The 242-nt window shown below is 47.5% G+C and carries 1 rRNA gene; it reads right to left on the reverse strand.

Annotation, left to right across the window (positions count from 1 at the left end):
• Positions 1-242: ribosomal RNA gene (locus tag ACTHSL_RS14100) — 16S ribosomal RNA — on the reverse strand; the annotation flags it as partial.

Genomic DNA, 242 nt, shown 5'->3' on the forward strand with positions numbered 1-242 from the left:
CTTCCAAACTCAAGACTCGCAGTATCAAAGGCAGCACCAAAGTTGAGCTTTGGGATTTCACCTCTGACTTACAAATCCACCTGAGCACCCTTTACACCCAGTAAATCCGGACAACTCTCGCCCCCTACGTATTACCGCGGCTGCTGGCACGTAGTTAGCCGGGGCTTACTCTGAAGGTACAATCAATCCCGATAAATCGGGATGTTTTTCCCCTCTTACAGGAGTTTACATACAAAAGTATT

The organism is Neisseria sp. P0008.S010 (assembly GCF_051962715.1).
Taxonomy (GTDB): domain Bacteria; phylum Pseudomonadota; class Gammaproteobacteria; order Burkholderiales; family Neisseriaceae; genus Neisseria; species Neisseria elongata.